This window comes from Pantoea sp. FN0302, from assembly GCF_050113775.1.
Classification (GTDB): domain Bacteria; phylum Pseudomonadota; class Gammaproteobacteria; order Enterobacterales; family Enterobacteriaceae; genus Mixta; species Mixta alhagi.
This window is the reverse complement of record NZ_JBNJSM010000001.1, coordinates 729,753-746,308: the sequence shown is the minus strand read 5'-3', so window position 1 is coordinate 746,308 and position 16,556 is coordinate 729,753. Positions and strand designations below refer to the sequence as shown.

Annotated in this window: 12 protein-coding genes; 8 read left to right on the top strand and 4 right to left on the bottom strand. The window is 53.7% G+C overall.

The annotated features are described in order from the left end of the window. Nucleotides 1-22 precede the first annotated feature (22 nt). The 3 genes from fliZ to ACQE32_RS03385 form a co-directional block, all read right to left on the bottom strand. Nucleotides 23-526: a flagella biosynthesis regulatory protein FliZ gene (gene fliZ / locus ACQE32_RS03395; RefSeq protein ID WP_085071397.1), complete on the bottom strand. Its 504-nt coding sequence runs from the start codon at nucleotides 524-526 to the stop codon at nucleotides 23-25. Between the two features lie 46 nt (nucleotides 527-572). Continuing rightward, nucleotides 573-1,295: an RNA polymerase sigma factor FliA gene (locus ACQE32_RS03390; RefSeq protein WP_085071396.1), complete on the bottom strand. Its 723-nt coding sequence runs from the start codon at nucleotides 1,293-1,295 to the stop codon at nucleotides 573-575. A 147-nt stretch (nucleotides 1,296-1,442) separates the two neighbouring features. After that, complete coding sequence (locus tag ACQE32_RS03385; RefSeq protein ID WP_426972185.1) at nucleotides 1,443-2,414, bottom strand: HNH endonuclease signature motif containing protein; 972 nt, start codon at nucleotides 2,412-2,414, stop codon at nucleotides 1,443-1,445. A 238-nt stretch (nucleotides 2,415-2,652) separates the two neighbouring features. On the opposite strand from ACQE32_RS03385, the gene rfbA reads away from it, so the two are divergent. Genes rfbA through rfbD form a run of 3 tightly spaced genes read left to right on the top strand, consistent with a single transcriptional unit; the run spans nucleotide 2,653 to nucleotide 4,894 of the window. After that, nucleotides 2,653-3,522: a glucose-1-phosphate thymidylyltransferase RfbA gene (gene rfbA / locus ACQE32_RS03380; RefSeq protein ID WP_427021343.1), complete on the top strand. Its 870-nt coding sequence runs from the start codon at nucleotides 2,653-2,655 to the stop codon at nucleotides 3,520-3,522. Beyond that, a complete protein-coding gene (rfbC, locus tag ACQE32_RS03375) occupies nucleotides 3,519-4,067 on the top strand; it encodes a dTDP-4-dehydrorhamnose 3,5-epimerase (RefSeq protein ID WP_085071393.1) in 549 nt (182 codons plus the stop codon). Before rfbA ends, rfbC begins: the two co-directional genes overlap by 4 nt. Next, nucleotides 4,052-4,894 carry a dTDP-4-dehydrorhamnose reductase gene (gene rfbD, locus ACQE32_RS03370; protein WP_426972183.1) on the top strand — a complete coding sequence of 281 codons (843 nt, stop codon included), beginning with the start codon at nucleotides 4,052-4,054 and terminating at the stop codon, nucleotides 4,892-4,894. Before rfbC ends, rfbD begins: the two co-directional genes overlap by 16 nt. Nucleotides 4,895-5,568: 674 nt before the next feature. Here rfbD and ACQE32_RS03365 read toward each other — a convergent pair. After that, nucleotides 5,569-7,050, bottom strand: coding sequence for a glycosyltransferase family 39 protein (locus ACQE32_RS03365; protein ID WP_427021342.1), 1,482 nt, complete (start codon nucleotides 7,048-7,050; stop codon nucleotides 5,569-5,571). Nucleotides 7,051-7,418: 368 nt separating this feature from the next. On the opposite strand from ACQE32_RS03365, the gene treZ reads away from it, so the two are divergent. The 5 genes from treZ (at nucleotide 7,419) to ACQE32_RS03340 (ending at nucleotide 16,522) form a co-directional block, all read left to right on the top strand. Next, nucleotides 7,419-9,206, top strand: a complete 1,788-nt coding sequence (treZ, locus tag ACQE32_RS03360) for a malto-oligosyltrehalose trehalohydrolase (RefSeq protein ID WP_427021341.1) — start codon at nucleotides 7,419-7,421, stop codon at nucleotides 9,204-9,206. Continuing rightward, nucleotides 9,203-11,737 carry a malto-oligosyltrehalose synthase gene (treY, locus tag ACQE32_RS03355; RefSeq protein ID WP_427021340.1) on the top strand — a complete coding sequence of 845 codons (2,535 nt, stop codon included), beginning with the start codon at nucleotides 9,203-9,205 and terminating at the stop codon, nucleotides 11,735-11,737. Before treZ ends, treY begins: the two co-directional genes overlap by 4 nt. A gap of 69 nt (nucleotides 11,738-11,806) precedes the next feature. Beyond that, nucleotides 11,807-13,882: a glycogen debranching protein GlgX gene (gene glgX, locus ACQE32_RS03350; RefSeq protein ID WP_426972176.1), complete on the top strand. Its 2,076-nt coding sequence runs from the start codon at nucleotides 11,807-11,809 to the stop codon at nucleotides 13,880-13,882. 349 nt (nucleotides 13,883-14,231) lie between these two features. Then, entirely contained in the window at nucleotides 14,232-15,401 is a 1,170-nt protein-coding gene (locus tag ACQE32_RS03345) for an ATP-grasp domain-containing protein (protein WP_426980866.1), read from the top strand. A gap of 11 nt (nucleotides 15,402-15,412) precedes the next feature. Then, on the top strand, nucleotides 15,413-16,522 hold the full coding sequence (locus ACQE32_RS03340) for a Gfo/Idh/MocA family protein (protein WP_426972172.1): 1,110 nt from the start codon (nucleotides 15,413-15,415) through the stop codon (nucleotides 16,520-16,522). Nucleotides 16,523-16,556 lie beyond the last annotated feature (34 nt).

Genomic DNA, 16,556 nt, shown 5'->3' with positions numbered 1-16,556 from the left:
AAAACCCATCCGTGCCGAACACTTAATTACGCTGCCATCCTAAAAACTGGTCATATTTTCGCAGGGCAATGCGGTAGTTATTGTTTCCGGCATCCGGTAAATCTTTTTCCAGACATTCGTGCCAGCTTCCGCCGCGTAATTTTTCTGCCGGGTAATTTTTCGCCGACAGCATGTCATCCAGACGACGCAGACGAACCACATACTCACGTATTGTGCTGTGGCTCATTTCCGTCTGTTCAAACAGGTATTGTTTAAACGCCATAATGTCAAAATAATTGGGGTGCGTATTGCAGTAAATATCGCTGCAAAACCGGCACAGAGCGGTCAGTTCGTTTTGTAATTTAAGCCAGACCTGATCGTCGATCGGCTGGTCCATCCGGGATATGGCTTCTTTATTGATGATCTGACCGCGAAAAACTAACGCCATCCTGTCGAGTACTTTTCCGCAGTGTGAACAATTACTTTGGCTGTGTTTAAAGTCTTTAAGATAACGGCTTAATGGCCTCGTTTTTAGTTTGGTTCCCATTGAGGAGACCCCCGGTTATATGTCTCGAAAGCGAGAGCTGACGCTGTCAGCGCGCTCCCGTTAACCGGGCGCGCAGGCGTTTGATCGCCTGACTGTGCAGCTGGCTGACGCGGGACTCTCCCACCTCCAATACCGCGCCAATCTCTTTCAGATTCAACTCTTCCTGGTAATACAGTGTCAGCACCATTTTTTCGCGCTCGGGCAATGCCTCGATCGCTTCAATGACGCGTTCACGCAGATTCCCTTCCATCAGCTGGTGAAGCGGATTGGCATCTTCATGTCCTTCCGTCACCAGTTCCGCACTATCGCCATGCTCTTCGCGATATTCGTCATAGGAAAAAAGCTGGCTGTTGTTGGTATCCAGCAGAATCTGTCGATACTCTTCCAGCGAAACATTTAACTGCCTGGCAACTTCCTGCTCGGATGCGGCACGCCCCAGTGTCTGTTCACACTGATGCATCGCAGACGCGACTTCGCGCGCGTTGCGTCTCACGCTGCGCGGCGCCCAGTCACGGCTACGTAGCTCATCCAACATGGCCCCACGTATGCGTTGTACGGCATAGGTGGTAAAGGCGGTACCCTGTAGCGCGTCATAGCGCTCCACGGCATTCAGCAGCCCGATACCTCCAGCCTGCAGCAAATCATCCAGCTCAACACTTGCGGGCAGCCGTACCTGCAGACGTAGCGCCTCATGGCGCACCAGCGGTACGTATCGCTGCCACAGCGAGTGTTTGTCCATCACGCCATCAGCGGTATAGAGATCGTTCACTTTGACTACCCTGCGTTAGTTACGTTATCGGCATGATTATCCGATTCTGTAGGGCGATCGATTGGGGGAATAGGGATAAAAAAGGCGGGTTATTTAGAAAATGTGTGTGACCACTACCGGTGCGATGCCGATGGGATCACACTTTTGTTAAAACAGGCGCACCGTTTTCTTTAGCCGTTCGCGGGTTGCCGGCGGCACACCTTGCCAAAGCGCGCAGACTTTGCCATCGATGTCATGATAAATGTCATGCAGGTTATCTTCACTTTGCAGTGCCGGACGAATATGCACCGTTCCCTGTTCACCATCGATAAATAATCGTCCGCTGATAAACAGACGCCGCAGGTCGCTGCGTAAAAACAGACCGTTATCAACGCTGCTATCGGCCAGCAGACCTTCGCTGTTTTCGCTGGCGTCTATATAACAGGCCTCAACCCATGGAGCAGAAGCGCTCTCTGAAAGCGTAGTGCCGGTAATCACGCAACCGCCGTAGCGCGCGTTGACCGCCGCGCTGAATTCCGCCTGGCTGGCGCGCTGCAGCACTTTAACTCTGACGCGGCGTCCGACCTGCTGGCCGGCAATCACCGCGGCAGGCGCAGGCAGCATCGGCGTTTCCAGCACCACGATAAATTGCAGCGTGCGCGCCTCATTAAAGCAAGGCTGCGCTTTGGGATCATAAAGCTGCCAATAGTCGTCATCGCCCTGCTGACGCATCAGCGTTAGCCGATAGCCGCGGCTGGCCAGCAGATTTTGCGCCGTTGCCCCGTTGGGATCGAGCATCGCATAGACCCGGCTCTCCCCCATGACTTTCCATAACGTCCCGGCGGCATCATTGCGCCTGAGATACAGAAAGGATTGCCCCTGATGCATATAGTGCTCAAAGCGGCGCAGATAATTTTTTCGATCGTTATCATCAGAAACAAACAGCAGATCTTCCAGCGGACTGTTTTCGGCCTGATGGGCAAATACCGCCCGAATAACCAGCTGACGCGGACTGGTGGATGGGCTTAATAAGCCACGAAAGGTCAGTGCCTTTTCCGTTGGATATTTTTGCCCGTAGCGCTGGCTGATCTCTTCAAAGGTCAGCTGTTCCCCAGGTAACAAGTCATAATTAAAGCGCATAACCACTCCCGAAAAAGAGTCACGGGTTAATCAGCGAAGAGACGCTGCTTTGCCGTTATTATCGGCAGCGGGTTACTTTTCTGTAACGCAGAGTTAAAATCTTTCCCGCCCGCAGGTTATCCGCAATAAAGCCCCTGCTTTCCCCTCTTATTTGCGCCATTACTCATCGGATCTCAGGCGTAATCTTTATCACATCCCCGGGGAAGGCTCCCTGCATCCTGTTATATCGAGACTCTGTATGAAAGGTATCGTACTCGCTGGCGGTACAGGCTCACGCCTGCATCCGGTCACCTGCGGCGTATCCAAGCAGTTGCTGCCTGTGTATGACAAGCCGATGATCTATTATCCGCTTTCCGTGCTGATGCTGGCGGGCATTCAGGAGATTCTGGTGATCACGACGCCAGAAGATCTCCCGGCTTTCCAGCGGCTGCTGGGCGACGGCAGCCGTTTCGGTATTCAGTTGCAGTTTGCCGTTCAGCCGAAACCTGAAGGGCTGGCACAGGCGTTTATTATCGGCGAGGAGTTTCTTGCCGGTGAAGGCTGTGCGCTGGTACTGGGCGACAACATCTTCTTTGGGCAAAGCTTCGCCAAAAAGCTGGAAGAAGTGAGCGCACGTGACAGCGGCGCAACGGTTTTCGGCTATCAGGTGATGGATCCGGAGCGCTTTGGCGTGGTGGAATTTAATAAACAGTTTCAGGCGATCTCGCTGGAAGAGAAGCCGAGCCAGCCGAAGTCCAACTATGCGGTGACCGGCCTCTATTTTTATGACCGGCAGGTTTGCTCGATGGCGAAGCAGGTAAAACCATCCGCGCGCGGCGAACTGGAGATTACCACGCTTAACCAGATGTATCTGGAAGATGGCCTGCTGTCGGTAGAAGTGCTGGGGCGCGGTTTCGCCTGGCTTGATACTGGCACCCATGACAGCCTGCTGGAAGCATCGCATTTTATTCACACCATTGAAAAACGTCAGGGTTTCAAAGTCGCCTGCCTGGAAGAGATAGCCTGGCGTAAAGGCTGGCTAAGCGCCGGTCAGCTGCGCGAGCGGGCAAACTATCTCAACAAAACCCAGTACGGATCCTATCTGCATCAGTTGCTGGTGGAAGCATGAAGGTAATCAATACGCGTATTTGTGATGTAAAAATTATTCAGCCCGCCGTCTATGGCGATGCGCGCGGCTTCTTTCTGGAGACCTTCGAAAAAAAACGCTATCAGCAGCTGCTGGATATAAAGCTGGAGTTTGTGCAGGACAACTATTCCCGCTCTGGTAAAAACGTTTTGCGCGGCCTGCATTTTCAAAAAACGCAGCCGCAGGGCAAGCTGGTGCGCGTGGTACGTGGCGAAGTGTTTGACGTCGCCGTGGATATTCGCCCGGATTCACCCACCTTTGGCCAGTGGGAAGGCGTCATTCTTTCCGAAGAGAATAAGACGCAGCTCTGGATCCCACCCGGCCTGGCGCACGGTTTCCTGGTGCTCTCTGATATTGCGGATTTTGAATATAAATGTACCGATTACTACAACCCACAAGATGAAGCCTGTCTGCTGTGGAATGACCCCTGCATAAATATCGACTGGCCGGTGAAAGATCCGTTGCTGTCGGAAAAAGATAAAAAAGGTTTACCTCTTACGGAGTTGTTGCCATGCGCGTATTGTTAACCGGCGCTTACGGCCAGCTGGGCCGGAGCCTGCTGGACCGCTTTCCTGCCGACTGGATTTTACTGGCCTGCGGTTCAGCCGAGCTGGATATTACCAACCAGGCGGCAGTAGACCGCATTGTTCGTCGTTTTCAGCCCCAGGTGATTATGAATGCTGCTGCTTACACGGCGGTGGATAAGGCGGAGACCGATCGCATCCGCGCAATGAAAATCAATGCGATTGGCCCGGAAAATCTGGCACGCGCTGCGCGTGATAATGGCGCTCAGCTGATCCATATTTCTACCGATTACGTTTTTGACGGCACCAAAACCACGCCCTATGTTGAAAGCGACGTTCCCTGCCCGGTTAACTTTTACGGCTTAAGCAAATGGGAAGGCGAAAAGCGCGTGCAGGCGATACTGCCCCGCGCCATTATCGTTCGCACCTCATGGGTGTTTAGCGAACATGGCAACAACTTTGTTAAAACCATGCTGCGTCTGGCGCAAACTCAGCAAACGCTACGTGTCGTGAACGATCAGCGCGGCTGCCCAACCTACGCGGGCGATCTGGCGCAGGCGATGATCACGCTGGCTACCGATGCGAATGCAGCGGGAATTTATCACTACTGCGGCGATAAGGCGGTCAGCTGGTATGAGTTCGCACTGACTATATTCAACCTCTTCGGCCAGGAGTATCCTGCGCTGCGCTCGATTGAAGTCTGCCCGATATCCACGGCGGCCTTTAAACAACAGGCGTGCCGTCCGATCAACTCTGTGATGCAAAGCGAAAGAGCCGCGTCTCAGGCCTCCTGTTGGGATAAGGCGCTGGGCATGGTGATGTCAGCCTGAGCGGTAGAGTAACCGGAGGACTACACCGGGATCCCAGATTTGCTGGTTGGAGTTAAACCCAGCCGGCAGCTTTATTCCGTCAGGCCGCAGTTGACCCTCAGGAGATATATTCTGTGCAGCATTTGCCGGGCTGGGCAGGCTCATTGAACGTGATGATACCTTTTCCCGGCTCGCTGTACTCAGACAGAATGCCCGTGAGTTTGGCGGGCGTCAGAGGCTTCATGCACAGGAAAACGGATGATAACGGAAGCTGCACCGGGTGGCCTGTGATGTTTACCGGCGCTGAATATTTCGTCACGAAAACGTACACCAGTCTGATAAAGGCCCGGCATTCGCGTAAATCTTTCGGCTGCGGTAATGGCGTGGTTGCCGGTATACAGGAACTGCGTTGCGCCAAAAGCCATGGGTAGTACACAAAAAGCATGCCCCCACCCAGATCAATAATGAAACCATTGACCTGAGTACACTGGCTGTCGTCCTGAAACAGGAGTCACGAAAATATTGATGGTTCTGGCATAAAACCCTGCGGACACTTTCAGTGGGAAACCATGCCCCACAGGTAAAACAGGAGGTTATTCGTCTCTGCTGCCAACGCGCCTTGCTCAAATGATGTGTAAAAAACCATGGCAGAAGATCCGGGATAACCTCGCTTTTTTATCTATTAATTGTCTCTTTTATCCAGGTAGAGGAAGCGCAGGCTCTTTATGCAAAGAGAGTGTGTTCGTGCCCGGTTTTACAAATCCGAGGCAAAGCGGATAACCGCTATGTTCCTTATCCTCCTGAAAGGTTACCTGGCTAATGGCATCAAGCGATAGCTGCGGCCATTGCATCAGCGCCCGGGTAAACGAAGCGTGAGTACAGTTTTTATCAGACCGGCCAATCAGTAACGCACCTGAATGCCTGATATCGGCAAACTTGATATCTGCGTTATAAATATTAGGTTTAGCGCTGCTGCTCCAGGGGGTAATTGTCTTGGGTCTCGATGGCGCATAAAAAGTAAGCCAGTCGGCCAGATACTCTCCACCGACCAGGCGCAGAGGCGTACCATAACGTTCTTGCCATAGCTGTTCTACTTTTTGGCTGAATGGAATAATACCGCTCATTTTTCTTCCGGCATTACTCACATTAGTTGCCATGACAGTAACATACCCAAGCAGAACCAGTGCCGCTGTCCCCATTAGAATGGGACCCGCTCTTCTTACTGGCTGGGCATTGGGATTAACCGCGCACCCGACCACCAGTGCAGGTGCCAGAATGAAAAACGGCTGTAGCCACTCTGTCAGTCGCCCCCCATGATGAAACAGGAACCACAAACAAATCGGCACCAGCGGTAATAACGCAACTAATAATAGAACTTTTTTATTGCTGTCAGCAGGCCAGCGGAGTTGAATTTGGCTTCGATGCAATATCCACCATAAGAACAGCAGCGGATAATAGACACTCAGCAGTTTTATGAATAACCCTGGGTTAAACTGACGCTTGATCTGTGAGTCCACCCAGTGGAAAGCCACAAAGTTATGCTCCCACAGCCAGAAAAGGTTTGGCACAATAATGGCAAGGCCAACAAGTAGCGCCAGATAAAATACAGGCTGGCGATAGCAAGCTCGAATTCCTGGCACAACCAACGTGGCAATAAAAACCGCGCCGACAAAAGCCAGAGTCGAATATTTAGCCATTGATGCCAAACCTGCAGCTACGGCAAATGCCAGCCACCACGCTGGATGGCGGGCGATAGCCAGAAAAAAGAACAGCAACATCCACGGCCAAAGCATAACCAGCAAATAATTATCGTTATAGCTAATAATGTCGAAGTTAATAATCCCGGATAGATTAAGCGTGAGTACGGCAAGCCAGGCCAGACGTTCGCTGCCGCTCAGGTATTTTGCGAGAGACCAGCAACCTGTCATTCCGACAGCAATCGCCAAAAAATGCGTGATATACCAGTAAGCGCTCAGCGGAGTACCAGCAAACCACAGCGCCGGACGCCAAACCATACCAATCAGCCATGGATTTTTTGGCGATCCCCATTCTGCATTTTGTGCCCAATTCAGCGCTTCAACAGCGTCGTAAGGAACCGTGGGATCCAGAAAGATCGTTGCCAGACTCCACAAGAGAGCATATACACCCACCCACACTATTAAGAGCACGCGACTCATCTACTTTCCTTAAACACAACTTGATAAAGAGTGAAAAATCTTATCCTGAAGAATCCACGCTAAATTGCAGGTAAACAGAAAGTGATTTAATAGTTAAACAAAAGGCCAACATGTCGCTCCGTTACCCCAGCCCTTCAACTCTCGCTGCATAGTCTATGATTGTTCTGTGTATGCAGCCTGAGGCCAGGTTAACTGGACACCGTTTTATCTCCTCACTAAGCGGAACAGCCCTCTGATCGTTATCAGAAACGGGCCGCTCCGCTACGGCATCCTGATCGCGCTACAGGCTTAAGCGAATAGCTTGCATCACCGAACAAAATTACATGATGTCGTCCATGGGTCATTTCTGAGTGAAGCGAGGAAAATGAATGGAGTCCAAATCATTTCGTAAGAGTTGGGGCGCCGAATATGAGGCTGCCGATACAGTGCGTTTTCGTCTTTGGGCACCCGGCCAGCAGACGATAATTCTGAGAATCGACGGCCATGACCGCGAGATGAATGCAAGCGGCGACGGCTGGTTTGAACTGCAGGCTAATAATATTGCGCCCGGCACGGAATATAATTTTGTTCTTGCCGATGGCATGGTGGTGCCGGATCCGGCATCCCGCGCTCAGAAAGAGGATGTTAACGGTCCTTCTCTGGTTATTGATCCCACGCGTTATGTCTGGCAAAACAGCACCTGGCAGGGGCGTCCGTGGGAAGAGTCCGTGGTGTATGAGATGCATATCGGCACCTTTACGCCACAGGGTACATTCCAGGCTGCCATTGAGAAGCTGCCCCGGCTGGCCGAACTGGGTATTACCATGATTGAGGTGCTGCCCGTTTCGCAGTTTGGCGGCAACCGTGGCTGGGGCTATGACGGGGTGCTGCTTTACGCGCCGCATTCGGCATACGGCACGCCGGATGACTTCAAGGCCTTTATCGATGCCGCTCATGGTCATGGACTTTCAGTGGTGCTGGATATCGTTCTGAACCACTTTGGTCCCGAAGGCAACTATCTGCCGTTGCTGGCACCAGCATTCTTTCATAAAGAGCGGATGACGCCCTGGGGCGCGGGTATTGCGTATGACGTTGATGCCGCTCGTCGTTATATCGTTGAAGCGCCGCTCTACTGGCTGAAAGAGTTTAACCTTGACGGCCTGCGCTTCGATGCTATCGATCAAATTGAAGATAATTCTGAAAAGCATGCGCTGATTGAAATTGCCGAGCGTATTCGCACCGAAATCACCGACCGCCCTATCCATCTCACGACCGAGGACAGCCGCAACGTTATTTTCCTGCATCCGCGCGAACAAGATGGCTCCGTGCCACTGTTTACCGGCGAATGGAATGATGACTTCCATAATGCGGTTCATGTTATGGCGACCGGTGAGACGCATGCCTACTACAAAGATTTCGCCAGCGAGCCGGAAAAACGGGTGGCACGTATCCTCACGGAAGGTTTCGCTTATCAGGGCGAAGTTTCTGCGCAGTCGGGCCAGCCGCGCGGCGTTAGCAGCAGCAGCCAGCCGCCGGTTGCCTTTGTGGACTTTATTCAAAACCACGATCAGGTCGGCAACCGCGCTCAGGGCGAAAGGCTGATTGAGCTGGCTGGCGTTGAGCGCACTAAAGTGATGTTCGCCACGCTGCTGCTCTCGCCACATATTCCGCTGCTGTTTATGGGCGAAGAGTATGGCGAGACCAATCCATTCCTGTTTTTCACCGATTTCCATGGCGATCTTGCAAAAGCGGTGCGCGAAGGTCGCGCCAGAGAGTTTGAGGGCCACGCGGGCCATGAAGGTGAAAGCGTGCCCGATCCCAACGCCGAAGCCACGTTTGCAGCCTCGAAGCTGGACTGGCAGAAGCCGCAAAGCGAGCAAGGTAAAGCCTGGCTGGCGCTTACCTGTGAGCTGTTAGCGCTGCGCCAGCAGCATATCGTGCCGCTTTTGGCCAACGCGGGCGGCAATGCAGGCAAAGTGGTTAAAACAGCAGAGGGCATGGTTGCCGTAAGCTGGGCTTTCCCCGCAGGCACGTTGTCGCTGGCGTTTAATATTGGCGCAACCACGCAACCGCTGCCCGACCTGCCCGGCGAAACCCTGTTTGCCTGGCCGCAGGCGTCAGCGGAGCTGCCGCAGAATTCGATTATTGTCCGCCTTGCTCCAGGAGATACAGAGTGAAGATCCCGACCGCTACCTATCGTATTCAGTTTCGCAACGGCATGACGTTCGATCGTGCCGCTGGTCTGGTGCCCTATCTCAAGCGACTCGGCATCAGCCATCTGTATGCCTCGCCGATTTTTACCGCAACATCTGACTCCACTCACGGCTACGACGTGACTAACGCTAATGAGATCGATCCGGTACTGGGCGGGCGCGCAGGCTTTGACCGCCTGGTTAAGGCGCTGCAGGAGGCCGGGCTGGGCCTGATCCTGGATATCGTGCCGAACCATATGGCCGCCTCGCTGGAAAATGCCTGGTGGCGCGATGTGATTGAGCACGGTAAAAACAGCCGCTACGCCCGCTATTTCGACATTGACTGGTCGCGTCGCCTGACGCTGCCTTTCCTGGGTGATAGTTTTGAAGCGGTACTGGAAAATGGCGAAATCAGCGTCAAAGCCGATCCGAAAACCGGTAAGCCGGCGCTGGCCTATTATGAAAGCTTTTACCCGCTGACGCCGGAAAGCTGGCAGGGCCGTGAAGAAGAGGTGCTGCGGCTTACCGATAAGGCGGAGATCGCTAAGCTGCATGAGCGTCAGCCCTGGCGGTTGATGTCGTGGCGCGATGCGCCGCGCGATCTCTCTTATCGACGCTTCTTCGAGATTACCGGGCTGGCAGGCGTTCGTGTTGAGGACCCGCTGGTGTTTGATGATTCGCACCGGCTGATCCTGGAGCTGGTGCATTGCGGCGCGGTTGATGGGCTGCGAGTGGATCATGTGGACGGGCTGGCCGATCCCAAAGCCTATCTTGAACGTCTGCGCCAGCAGGCCGGGCCGGAATGCTATATCACCGTGGAAAAAATCCTTGGCAAAGATGAGCAGATCCCAGCGGACTGGCCCATCTCCGGCACCACTGGCTATGAATTTATCGAGTCGCTTTCCGATGTGCTGGTGGATGGTGAAAATATCCGTCTGCTGCGTAAAGCCTATGATGAGGTAACAGGCAAGCCGGTGAACATGGCCGCCGAGCTGCGCTCAGCCAAGCTGTTGATGACGGATCGCAATTTTGCCGGTGAATTTTCAACGCTGCTGCGTCTCTCCATGGAGATCGCCGGCATCGATAACGTGGCGCAGGAAGAACAGGCCATGCGCGCCGCCCTGCGTGAGCTGCTGATCGCTTTCCCGGTTTACCGCACCTACGGCACCGCTGAAGGATTGCCGGCAGAAAGCAACGAGATGCTGCAACGGGTGGCGGAAAAGGTAAGGACCAGCGCCAGTGCGCCCGCGCCTGAAGCGCTCGATTTCCTGGTACACATTTTATGCGGCGAAGTGTCACAGCAAGCCAACGAGGTCGCAGCCCAGTTTCGCACCCGCTTCCAGCAGCTCACGGGCCCGCTGATGGCAAAATCGGTAGAAGATACGCTGTTTTTCCGTCAGAACATGGAGCTGGCGCTGAACGAAGTAGGCGCCGAGCCAATCCCGCGCGCTTTCTCGCTCGATCGTTTCCACAGCGAAATGCAAACGCGGCTTGAACGGCAGCCCGATGCGCTTTCCGGCACCTCCACCCATGACACCAAACGCGGCGAAGATGCCCGCGCCCGGCTCTATACGCTGACTGAAGCGCCAGAGCGCTGGGCCGAATGCGTTGCCCGCTGGCGGCAGATGAACCGTTCAAAAATCAGCGTGCTGGAAGATGGCCCGGCCCCGAAACCCGCCGTGGAATGGATGCTTTATCAGGCGCTGGCTGGCGTCTGGCCACCAACGCTGCATCCGCAAGATGAGGCAGGTCTGCAGGCGCTGGAAACGCGTTTCCTGGTTTTTGTTGAAAAGGCGCTGCGGGAAGCGAAGCTGCGCACCGACTGGGCCGACAGCAATGATGCCTATGAGAAAGCGGTGCTGGACTATGTTCGTCATCTGCTTTCACCGGCTAATCAGGCCTTCCTGCAGGACTTTACCGAGGCGCTACAGCCTTTTATTCAGGCTGGCCTGGTCAACAGTGTTACTCAAACCATTATCAAACTGACCGCACCGGGCGTGCCAGATATTTATCAGGGCAGCGAAGCGCTGAACTTCAGCCTGGTGGATCCCGATAACCGCCGCGAACCTGACTTTGCGGCACTTGACGCCATGCTGAACGGCCATGAAACGCCGGAGTCTGCGTCGGAAGAGAGCTGGTTAAGCGGTCGCTTAAAGCAGCATATCACTGCACGCCTGCTGCATCTTCGTCAACAGACCCCTGTGCTGTTTCGCCAGGGTGACTATCTGCCGCTTTCCGCCAGCGGTCTGCGGGCAGAGAACGTTATCGCCTTCGCCCGGATGGAAAACGATGATGCGTTGATTGTTATCGCACCGCGCCTGGTTTTCAGCAGCCTTGATGGCGGCCTGGCTCAGCCGCAACCGCAGCGCTGGCTGGAAACGGAAATTGCCCTACCCGAGCGCCTCGCTAACCGTCGTTATCGGGACATCCTGAGCGGAGAATTTGTCTCGCCAACCGACCGCTTAAGCCTGGAGACGGTGGCCTGCAGTTCGTCTCTCATACTGGTAAGCGCATGATTTTAAGTAAATAAAAACGTTATAAATTGCTGTTGTGCTTAAAAATTATCTTTCAATGGAGAGAGATGTATGTCAAACGATCAGCCTTTTGAAATCACGACGGGGCATAGCCACCAGCTTGGGGCTAATTTTGATGGCGAGGGCGTTAATTTCGCTATTTTCTCTGCGCATGCCGAACGCGTTGAGCTGTGCCTGTACGATCAAGATGGCAAAACAGAGATTGCCCGGCTGGAGCTGCCGGAGTATACCCATGAGATTTGGCATGGTTATGTCCCGGGCCTGAAGCCTGGCGCGCTGTATGGTTATCGGGTGTATGGCCCTTACGATCCCGAAAACGGTCACCGCTTTAATCCCAACAAGTTATTGATCGATCCCTACGCGCGCGAGCTGGTGGGCGATATCGAGTGGAATGAAGCGCATTTTGCTTACGATCTGCTGCACGAAGACAAGGATTTAACCTTTGACACGCGCGACAGCGGTCCTTTTACGCCGAAGTGCCGGGTCATCGATCCCAGTGAATTTGACTGGCAGGACACCAATCGCCCGACCATTGCCTGGCCCAATACGATAGTGTATGAAGCCCATGTAAAAGGTTTTACCCAGCTGAATCCCGCCCTGCCGCCTGAACTGCGCGGCAACTTTGAAGGGATGGGGCACAAAGTTTCAGTGGATTACATTAAAAGCCTGGGGATTACTTCCGTTGAGCTGCTGCCGATCCACTGGTTCCCGGACGATCAGCACTTGCTTGAGAAAGGCCTGAAAAATTTCTGGGGCTATAACTCCCTCGCCTTCTTTGCGCCTGCCTCACGCTATTACGGTCCAAAGGGCATTCAGGGGTTCCGCGATATGGTGCGAGCGTTCCACGATGCCGGTATCGAAGTGATCCTTGACGTGGTTTATAACCACACGGCGGAAGGGAATGAGCTCGGCCCTACGCTCTCTTTCAAAGGCATCGATAACTTTTCTTATTACCGCACCCTGCCCGACCAGCATCGCTATTACATCAACGACACCGGTACCGGTAATACGGTAAATACTTCGCATCCGCGCGTGCTGCAAATGGTAATGGATTCGCTGCGCTACTGGGCGGAAACCATGCATATTGACGGTTTCCGCTTCGATCTTGGCACCATTCTGGGACGCGAGCCGGAAGGCTTCGATCAGCGCGGCGGCTATTTCGATGCGGTTATGCAGGACCCGGTACTCTCGAAGCTGAAGCTGATCGGCGAACCCTGGGATATCGGCCCCGGCGGCTATCAGGTTGGTGGTTTCCCGCCCGGCTGGGCAGAGTGGAATGACAAATATCGCGATACGGTGCGCGAATACTGGAAAGGCGATAACGTCTCAACCGATTTCGCCGCCCGACTGCTTGGCTCCGGCGATCTTTACGATTTGCGAGGCCGCCGTCCCTGGGCCAGCGTCAACTTTATTACCGCCCATGACGGCTTTACGCTGAACGATTTGGTTTCATATAACGAAAAGCACAACGACGATAACGGCGAGGATAACAACGACGGCCATAACGATAACCGCTCTTATAATTACGGTGTCGAAGGGCCAACGGATGATGAGGGCATCAATGCGGTGCGCGAACGCCAGAAGCGTAACTTCCTTGCTACCCTGTTCTTTTCTCACGGCACGCCGATGCTGCTGGCAGGCGACGAGTTTGGCCGCAGCCAGATGGGTAACAATAACGGCTACTGTCAGGACAGCGAGATCTCCTGGGTTCACTGGGAAAATCTGCCGCCGAGCGCCGAAGCGCTACGTGAGTTTACCCGTCAGATTATTGCGTTGCGTAGCAAACAGCCGCTACTGCGTCGCGAAAGCTGGCGCGACGGTATGGAAATTAAATGGTTTAACGCCGGCGGCGGCTTCCAGCAGCCTGAGCAGTGGGACGAAGGATCGACGCTGGGCGTCTATCTGGGGCGCTCCGATCTGCAGCAGGAAGAAGGCATTTGGCACGATGTCCTGATTTTGCTCAACCCGTTTGAAGGTAATGTACCGTTCCGTATTCCCCAGTTTGGCGAAGGCGGTTGGGTGCTTGAACTCTCCACCTCCGATACCGATCGGCGCGGTCTGGTGATCACGCGCGAGAAGGACTTTGAGCTGGAAGGCCGTAGTATCGTGTTGTTCAGAAGGCCGTAAACCACCGCACCCTAAGCCGTTGGCATTTAACGCTTAGGGTGCGGTTTTTCTGTATACGCATATAAACCTTTTTCCTCTTCCGGCACGCCCTTTCTGGTCTGTCTCTGCCCTGATAACGTCCCCACGCAACTTTTTTCAACGCCCGGGCGCATTTCCTGCGAACCAGGGCGCTGTTGCGCACCTTTCCAGCGTCTCTAATTAAGGCATAAAAGCAGCTCTGTTTAGCGAATCAGAAACTGGCCTGTTGCTTACAATTTGCAATATGCCTTAAGTACCGCCGCTACGCCGCAGTGATAGCGACGCGTTAACCGGCTTTAATATAATTCGCTGCATATTCTTCAGGCCATGCATGATGACAACCAAAAAAAAGGCATTACTGCTTGATGCCGGGTTCGCGGCCCTGCCTGTTCTGGCCGCACTGACTGAACAGGATTACCAAACCGCCGTTTGCGGCAGTAAGCCGCAGGATCCCGGACATCAGTTCGCCGATCTCTCTTTCGATATCAACTACGCAGATCAGCAGCAGGTGCTGGAACTGGCAACGTCGCTCAAGATTGATGCGCTGTTGCCTGGCGTTACTGACGTCTCTTATTTAACCGGCTGCCAGGTTGCTCATCAGCTTGGGCTGCCAGGTTTTGATCATCCTGATACGGCTGAAATCATTTTTAAAAAAGGGGCGTTCCGCCACTGGGCGAATCAGCACGGTTATCCGGTGCCGCAGGCGGTAAGCCATCCCAACGCGGCCGATGCGCTGCCGCTGCCTTTGATGATTAAACCGGTTGATGCTTACAGCGGCCTTGGGATTACGTTGGTCGATAACCGGGACACTATTCTGCCAGCCTGGGAACAGGCTTGTGCCGCCTCGTCCGACGGCGAGGCGGTCATAGAAACCTGGATTGAAGGCAGCCTGCACAGCCATTCCGCCTTTATACGTAACGGCAAGATCGCCGCCGAATATTTCGTTGATGAGTTCTGTACCGTCTATCCCTGGCAGGTAAACAGCAGCTCGCTAAGCACTGCGTTGGATGAATCACTAAAAAACCAGGTGAGTGACTGTTTACAGGCCCTGGTCAACGACCTGCAACTGTGCGATGGCCTGCTGCATACGCAGTTTATTCGTGGCAGAAACGGGTTCTGGCTGATTGAGCTTACCCGTCGTTGTCCGGGCGATCTTTACAGCCGTCTGATTGAGCTTTCTACCGCGACGCCCTATGCACTCTGGTTCGCTCAGCCGTTTATCGGCCAGCAGTCAGATATTCATGATAAACGTCCGGCACATCAACGTTTAATCGCGCGTCATACCCTGTCAGTCAGCCGCCGTACTCCTTTTTCCTGTTTTAGCTTTGGGGCATTGCCGGCACGTATTGTCGCTACCGTTCCGTTGAAAAAACCGGGTGAAATGCTGGAATGCGCGCCCCGCGATCGGGCAGGCATTATTTTTGCGGAATTTGATCAGCTTACTGAACTGGCGGCCTGTACCCCTCAGTTAAAAACGTATTTCACCCTGGGTCAGGGTTAAGGCTGTAGAAGATGAAAAAAGCATTGAAGATTGGTTTTATCGGCGGCGGACTTAACTCTGCTATTGGCCTGACCCACAGTATTGCCTGTCAGATGGATGGCCATTTTAAACTGGCCGCTGGTTGTTTCAGCCGTGATGAGGCACAGAACCGTCAGACCGGACTCGCATGGGGGGTGGAACCGGCACGAATTTATGCCCAGCCGACCGATTTTCTGGCACAGGAAAAAGATCGGCTTGATGCGGTGGTGATCCTGACGCCCACGCCGGGACATCGCGATTTAATTAATGCCTGCCTGCAGGCGAAGCTGCCGGTTATCAGCGAAAAAGCCATGGTGGATAATTATCAGAGCGCGTTAGTGGTGCTGGCCTGCCAGCAGCATCAACAGGGCAAACTGTTTGTCACCTATAACTACAGCGGTTATCCCATGGTACGCGAGCTGCAAAAGCGCGTACAACGTGGCGATTTTGGGGTTATCCAGCAGGTCATGGTAGAGATGCCGCAGGAAGGCTTTGCCCGCCAGAATCGTGAAGGTCAGGTAGCGCAGCCGCAATCATGGCGACAGCACGATGGCGAGCTGCCGACGGTTTCGCTGGACCTGGGCGTTCACGTTCATCAACTGGTGGATTTTATTACCGGTGATAGCGCAGCCGATGTTTATGCGGTTCACAGCACCTTTGCCAGCATTCCGGACGTTGTTGATACGGTTCATATTATTTCTCGCTACCGCAGCGGCATGATTTGTAACTACTGGTATGGCAAAGCGGCGCTTGGCTATCGCAACGGCCTGCGTATTCGCATCATGGGCAGTAAAGGCAGCGCGGAATGGCTACAGATGGATCCGGAGTTTTTGCATTTAAGCGATATCAAAGGCAACCGGATGATTATCGATCGCACCGCAGCCGATAATATCGTCGCTGGTCAGGCACGCTATTGCCGTTTTAAAGCAGGTCATCCTGCCGGATTTATTGAAGCTTTCGCCAATTACTATGCGGATATTGCTGCCGCGCTGCGCGAAGAAGAGTGTGAATATGCTATTGATGCACAGGTAGCCACTGCCGGGCTGAAGTTCCTTGAAGCGGCCAGTTTAAGCGCCCGTACTCAGCAAAAAATCGCCTGTTGAATCTAACTTTACCCTGACGTTTTAAGGAACTATC